The following is a 6,011-nucleotide window of genomic DNA, read 5'->3' as shown; positions in this document are numbered from 1 at the left end:
ACGCCCGAGCAGCTCGACGAACGCGGCCGAGCGGGCTGCTTGCTCCGCTCGGTTCCGGTTCGGCCGTCGGAGCGACCGCTCCCGAGTCGGCCCGTCGGCGCCGTCACGCGGCGTTCCCGCGATCCGGCGCAGCTCCCGTACGTCGTAGTTCCGTGGATTCAGACTCATGTTCCGTCCGTCGTTCGCGTCCGTACCAGAACCGTCTCGCGTGGGGTATATGAGAGTTAGCGCGCAGTTATCAACTGTGAGAGATTATCGGAGTCATCGGACGAGTCGGTCGGCGGCGGCGACGCTGCCGCCGGCGAGGGCGACGCCGGCGACCACGTCGATCGCCCAGTGGATCCCGAGGAACATCGTCGCCACCACGATGCTCCCCGCCAAGAGGGCGGCGACGGGCGTCCACCGGGGGAACTCGTCGTGCGTCGAGACGGCCGCGAGCAGCACGGTCACCGACAGCGCCGTGTGCAGCGACGGGAACACGTTCGTCTCGACGTTGACCCGAGCGGTGAGCCTCGTCACCTCGCGGAAGGCGTCGAGAAGGACCGCGTCCACCCGCGCGGCGTCCGGATCGGCACCGGGGACCCGGTGGTAGCTCCGCGGCCCGTACGCGACCACGCTCGCGTAGCACGCGACGCCGACGGCGTAGTTGAGGGCGTACGCCGTGACGAGCCGCTTCAGCGGGCGCAGCGTCTCCGCGAACGCGTACGCGACGACCGGGAACGCGAGCAAGACCACGTAGCCGACCACGTACATCGGCCCGAAGTAGTACACTCCCCATGCCGGGATCGCGTCCTGCACAGCGGCCACGAGGTCGCCCTCGACCGCGTATATCGCCGTCGTCGCTCGGACGCCGTACTCGAACGAGAACGCCTCGATCTGCCGCAACAGTCCCTTATTCACGAGGAGGATCGCGGCGAGCACGCCGACCAACGGCGCGACCTCGACGGCGCGCTCGCGGAGCGTGTCGCGATCCGCGAGCACCGCCCGGACGCGGTCGATCCCCACACAGAGCGGGAGGAGGGCTGCGATCGCAGCCGTCGTGGTCCCGCCGACGAGCGCCGCGAGCGTCGCGAACGAGACCGTCATCGATCACGGAGAAGTGGAGTTACTCTGCGGGCTCCGTCGCCCACGGCAGGGGTTCGGTACACCAGTGACAGAAGTCGATGTCGGCGTCCGTCTCTTTCCCGCAGCTCGGACACTCGACCGTCCCAGCCTCGTCGTCGGGGACGGCCGCGGAGGCGGCCGCTCCCGCTGCCCCGTCGTCGTTCACGCTCGCGGCGCGGCGACGGAGCGTCTCCGCGGCGGCGGCGCGGTCCCGTTCGGCGGCGTCGGCCCGTCCGACGAGGTAGGCGTCGACCGCGGAGATCACGTACAACAGGACGATCGGGAGGGTGACGTCAGTCGGCAGCGCGGCGGCGACTTCCGTCGGATTCGTCATCGACGGGTCGATGGACACGTCATAGAGCCCGAACAGGGCGAGCCCGCCGCCGATGATCGTCACGTGCCACAGCAGCGCCCGGCCCCACCGCCGCAACAGGAGGTGCCCGAGCCCCGGCAGCGCCATCGCTAGCACGGCGGCGAGAACGGGGCGCAACTGACCTCGCATGTCGAGAACGTTCGGCCGGCGGCTATTTATGCCTGCGGTGTCGCGGTCGGCGTCTGCGTCTCTGATCGTTGTCGCGGTCGGCGTCTGCGCATCCGCCGGCGTCTGCGCGTCCGTCGGCGTCTGCGGACCGTCGGCGCCTCCGGTTCGGGGACCGTCGCCCGCGGTTCGCGGCTGGCCGCCGCCACGTCGCTTAAGCCCACCCCGACACTACCGTGTCGTATATGCCATCGACGATGGAGGTCAAGTGCGAGCGCGACGACTGCGATCTCGACATGTTCGAGAACCACTACACGTACGACGTCCCGGAGGACCACTCGGTCGAGGACCTCTCGTGTCCGTACTGCGGCGAGAGCGACCTCACCGAGATCGAGGTGTAGCCCGTGGTCGCGATCGTCGAGACGGGGCGGTCGGCGGTCCGCCGCGTCCTCGAACGCGTCGGCCGCGGGTGGAGCAAACTGCAGGAGCGCCGGCCGCTCTCGTACGACCTCCTCGAGAGCGACGACGCGTACCTCGTCGTCTTCGACGCTCCCGGCGTCACCGCCGAGAACCTGAACGTGACGTTCCGGGACCGCACCGTCGAGGTCGAGCTCGACCGGTTCCGGGACTTCTACGACGGGTACGAGATGGTGTTCCCGGGACGGGGGATCTCCCTCTCGGGGACCGCCGAACTCCCCCGCGACGCCAACGTGACGCCGCAGGGCGCGAACGCGACGCTGACCCGAAACGGAACCCTCCAGGTCGAGATTCCGAAGACGGGCGACGCCCGCGACGTCGCGGTCGTCGAGGAAGACGAGACGGACGGCCCCGCAGGCGAGAACTGACGGGGGGGCGCGGCGCATCACCCGTCGGTGCGCCGCTCCACCGTCATCCCCTCCACGATCTCGAACGACTCGTCGCCGTCGAACCGCCTCGGGTCGAAGGCGTCGATCCACGGCGAGGACGGCGCGCCGAACGGCACGCCGTCGAGCGACGCCAGCACGCCCTCCGCGACGAGTTCTCCCACCGCCGGCGCGCGCATGAAGCCGTGGCCCTGCCAGCCGGCGGCGACAAACACCCGGTCGGCCGGGTCGCCGACGGGACCGATGAGCGGGTCGCCGTCGGGCGTCGCCGTGCAGAGTCCGGCCCACGCGCGGTCCACGTCGAGCCCGGAACGGTCCGCGTCCGAATCCTCGGGACGCTCCACGTTCGAACCGCCGGCACCCACCGCGTCGAGACGCTCTCGGAGCGTTAGCGAGACGGACGCGACGAACCGGTCGTCGCCCGCGGGGTCGTACCCGTCGGGATCCGCTCGGACCGGCTCGGTGCCGTCCCCGGCCAGCACTCCCGTCGGGTGGGGGCGCCAGTAGACGTCCGCGGTCGCGTCGTACGTCATCGGGCCGTCGTAGGCGACCCGGGCCGTCAGCGCCTGCGTGCGGTAGGGGACGACGGGGACGGCGACCCCCGCGTCGGCGAGGAACGACTCGGTGTGCGCCCCGACCGCGACGACGACCGCGTCGAACGCGCGACGGTCGAGGGGAGCCGCCCGTTCGTTCCCGGCGTCGTCGTCGATCTTCCCGTCGCCGATTTCCTCGTCGCCGATCTCTTCCTCGTCGGCGTTCCCCCCCAGAACCCGGAGTTCCGGTCCGTCGTCGGCGAGTTCGACCGCGGTGCCGGTCTCGACCGCGGCTCCCTCGCGCCGCGCCCGCGCACCCGTCGCCGAGACGTAGCTCGCGGGGTCACACCACCCGGCGCCGCGGGCGACCGCGGCGACCGCGAGGTCGTCGGTCGCGATCGGGAAGCGGTCGCCGAGGGTCTCGGGGTCGACGAGCGACACCGATCGGCCGTGCGAGCGCATCCGGTCGACCATCGCCGGCACCGCGTCGGCGTCGGGGTCTCCCTCGCGGACGGCGACCACGTACGGGCAGGGCACGAACGAGAACCCCGGAAGCGACCGGTCGACGCCCGGAACCGCTCCATCGCTCGCGCGCCGATCGCGGCGTCGACGTCCTCGGCGTACGCGTCGTACAGCACGCCGGCGGCGCGTCCGGAGCTGGCCGCCCCGAGCCCGTCGCGTTCGTACAGCGTCACCGAGGCGCCGCGGGCGGCGAGGTCGGCGGCGGCGGGCTCCTGCTCGCGGCGGTCATCTTCCTCTGGACGCCGGCGCACTTCTATAACCTCGCGCTGGCGTACAAAGACGACTACGAGCGCGGCGGCTTCCCGATGATGCCCGTGGTCCGCGGCGAGACGGCGACCCGTCGGCACATCCTCTGGTACCTCGGCGCGACGCTGGTCGCCGCCGTCGCGCTCCCGGTGGTCGCCGACCCGCTCGGCGGGCTGTACGCCGCGGTCGGCGTGGTGCTCGGCGCCGTCTTCCTCTGGACCGTCGTCCGGCTCCACTACGAGCAGACGGAGGCGGCGGCGTTCCGCGCGTTCCACGCGTCGAACGCGTACCTCGGACTGCTGCTGTTCGCGGTCGTCTTCGACGCGCTGGCGGTCTGACCGGTCCGGCGCTCGCCGTCAGTCGTCGCCGGGGAGGACGGTCGATGCTCGCCGTCAGTCGTCGCCGGGGAGGACGGTCGGTGCTCGCCCGGACTGAACGACCGTCGCGGTCGACATCCCCCACCATTCGGGAGGCGAGGGCGGCTCGTGACACCGTCGGCGTTGCGGAATATTTTTATAACGAAACGCGACTACGTACTGGTAATGAGCGCGGAGGCTCGTCTCGAGGCCGTTCTCGTCCGAGGCCGACGAGCCCCGCGACCGCGACGAGGCGTCCGACCGCCGCGACCGGCTTCCGGCGCGGCGCGACGACCGGCCCCCCGTGGCCGATAACCTTTCATCCCTCGTCGCGTTCGCGCCGTTTCGTTCCGAAGAGTCACGGCTCTCCGTCCCGTTAGCGTCCGCTCCAGGAATTTATTGCAAAATATAAATCGCTGAATTTAAGGGTGTAGAAGGGATCTTCTCCGGTAATGACGAGCGTTGCACTCGCGTTCAGTGGGGGACTCGACACCACCGTCTGCGTACCGATACTGAAAGAGGAGTACGGCTACGACGAGGTCATCGGCGTCAACGTCGACGTCGGACAGCCGACCGAGGAGTTCGACGAGGCCGAAGAGACTGCCGAGGCGCTGGGGCTCGACCTCCACGTGGTCGACGCGAAAGACGAGTTCGCGGAGCTGTGTTTCGACGCGGTGAAGACGAACGCCACCTACCAGGGCTATCCGCTCGGTACCGCGCTGGCGCGTCCCGTCATCGCCGAGGCCATCCTGGCGGTCGCCGAGGAGCAGGGCTGTGACGCCATCGCGCACGGCTGTACGGGCAAGGGCAACGACCAGCTCCGGTTCGAGGCCGTCTGGCGCGGCTCCGACCTCGAGGTCATCGCGCCGGTCCGCGAACTCGGACTCACCCGCCAGTGGGAGATCGACTACGCCGCCGAGAAGGACCTCCCCGTCGAGGCGGGCGACGGCGGCGTCTGGTCGATCGACGAGAACATCTGGTCGCGCGCGGTCGAGGGCGGCAAGCTGGAGAATCCCAACTACGAGCCGCCGGAAGAGATCTACGAGTGGACCGCCGAGCCCGAGGGCGAGACCACCATCGAGGTGACCTTCGAGGCGGGCGTCCCGGTCGCCGTCGACGGCGAGGAGATGGACCCCGTGCCGCTCATCCAGCACCTCAACGAGCACGCCGGCTCGTACGGCGTCGGCCGCACCGACGTGATGGAAGACCGCATGCTCGGGCTGAAGGTGCGCGAGAACTACGAGCACCCGGCCGCGACCGTCCTGCTGACGGCCCATCAGGCCCTCGAAGACCTCGTCCTCACCAAGAACGAGCGCTCGTTCAAGAAGGGGATCGAACAGGAGTGGGCCGAGAAGGCCTACCAGGGGCTCGTGTTCGCGCCGGTCGTCGACGCGCTGAACGCGTTCGTCGACGAGACCCAGGCGGCGGTGACCGGCTCGGCGACCGTGAAGGTCTCGGGCGGCAACTGCCGCGTCGTCGCCCGCGACTCCGAGTACGCGGTGTACTCCGAGGAGATGGCCTCCTTCAACACCGAGGACGTCGCCGGCATCGCCCAGGAGGACGCCACGGGCGTCGCGAAGTACCACGGCCTCCAGGAGCGGCTCGCCAACGAGGTCCACGCGGGCGTCTCGAAGCCCGAGCTGGCGACCGACGGATCCGGCATGGACGAGACGAGCGAGACAGACGACACACGGGAGTGATCACATGACCGACGACCCTGGCACCGCCGTCCGCCGCGACCGCTTCAGCGGCGGCCCCGCCCGCGAGTTCCTGTCGAGCCTCGCGGCCGACGCGGCGATCTTCGAGGCCGACCTCGCGGTCGACCGCGCGCACACGGTGATGCTCGCCGAGCAGGGGATCGTCGACGACGCGGTCGCGGGCGAGATCCTCGCCGCGCTCGACGACGTCG

5 protein-coding genes and 4 pseudogenes are annotated in these 6,011 nt (G+C 70.4%); 5 read left to right on the top strand and 4 right to left on the bottom strand.

The genetic code is table 11. The features are described from left to right. From GJ633_RS18285 to GJ633_RS13100, 3 genes and pseudogenes are all read right to left on the bottom strand, one after another. Positions 1-168, bottom strand: a pseudogene (locus tag GJ633_RS18285) (fla cluster protein FlaD); the annotation flags it as partial. Positions 169-261: 93 nt separating this feature from the next. After that, on the bottom strand, positions 262-1,086 hold the full coding sequence (locus tag GJ633_RS13105; protein ID WP_156589179.1) for a phosphatase PAP2 family protein: 825 nt from the start codon (positions 1,084-1,086) through the stop codon (positions 262-264). 19 nt (positions 1,087-1,105) lie between these two features. Then, on the bottom strand, positions 1,106-1,606 hold the full coding sequence (locus GJ633_RS13100; RefSeq protein ID WP_156589178.1) for a zinc ribbon domain-containing protein: 501 nt from the start codon (positions 1,604-1,606) through the stop codon (positions 1,106-1,108). Positions 1,607-1,827: 221 nt separating this feature from the next. Between GJ633_RS13100 and GJ633_RS17255 the strand changes: the two genes are divergently transcribed. Continuing rightward, entirely contained in the window at positions 1,828-1,983 is a 156-nt protein-coding gene (locus GJ633_RS17255) for a hypothetical protein (protein ID WP_197431336.1), read from the top strand. Between the two features lie 3 nt (positions 1,984-1,986). Then, positions 1,987-2,427 carry an Hsp20 family protein gene (locus GJ633_RS13095; protein WP_321169082.1) on the top strand — a complete coding sequence of 147 codons (441 nt, stop codon included), beginning with the start codon at positions 1,987-1,989 and terminating at the stop codon, positions 2,425-2,427. Positions 2,428-2,444: 17 nt separating this feature from the next. Here the strand turns inward: GJ633_RS13095 and GJ633_RS13090 are convergent. Further along, positions 2,445-3,572 (bottom strand): annotated as a pseudogene (locus GJ633_RS13090) (NAD(P)/FAD-dependent oxidoreductase); the annotation flags it as partial. Between the two features lie 47 nt (positions 3,573-3,619). Between GJ633_RS13090 and GJ633_RS13085 the strand changes: the two are divergent. From GJ633_RS13085 to GJ633_RS13075, 3 genes and pseudogenes are all read left to right on the top strand, one after another. Next, a pseudogene (locus GJ633_RS13085) lies at positions 3,620-4,084 on the top strand (UbiA family prenyltransferase); the annotation flags it as partial. A 470-nt stretch (positions 4,085-4,554) separates the two neighbouring features. Then, a complete protein-coding gene (locus GJ633_RS13080; RefSeq protein WP_156589177.1) occupies positions 4,555-5,802 on the top strand; it encodes an argininosuccinate synthase in 1,248 nt (415 codons plus the stop codon). 4 nt (positions 5,803-5,806) lie between these two features. After that, a pseudogene (locus GJ633_RS13075) lies at positions 5,807-6,011 on the top strand (argininosuccinate lyase); the annotation flags it as partial.

Source organism: Halorubrum sp. CBA1125 (assembly GCF_009742825.1).
Taxonomy (GTDB): Archaea; Halobacteriota; Halobacteria; order Halobacteriales; family Haloferacaceae; genus Halorubrum.
The sequence above is the reverse complement of the archived record's forward strand: the minus strand, read 5'-3'. Positions and strand labels throughout refer to the sequence as shown.

What these genes read in the sequence shown, in the direction of transcription:
- GJ633_RS13105 (WP_156589179.1), bottom strand. Translation starts at nt 1,086, where the DNA reads ATGACGGTCTCGTTCGCGACGCTCGCGGCGCTCGTCGGCGGGACCACG.
- GJ633_RS13100 (WP_156589178.1), bottom strand. Translation starts at nt 1,606, where the DNA reads ATGCGAGGTCAGTTGCGCCCCGTTCTCGCCGCCGTGCTAGCGATGGCG.
- GJ633_RS17255 (WP_197431336.1), top strand. Translation starts at nt 1,828, where the DNA reads ATGCCATCGACGATGGAGGTCAAGTGCGAGCGCGACGACTGCGATCTC.
- GJ633_RS13080 (WP_156589177.1), top strand. Translation starts at nt 4,555, where the DNA reads ATGACGAGCGTTGCACTCGCGTTCAGTGGGGGACTCGACACCACCGTC.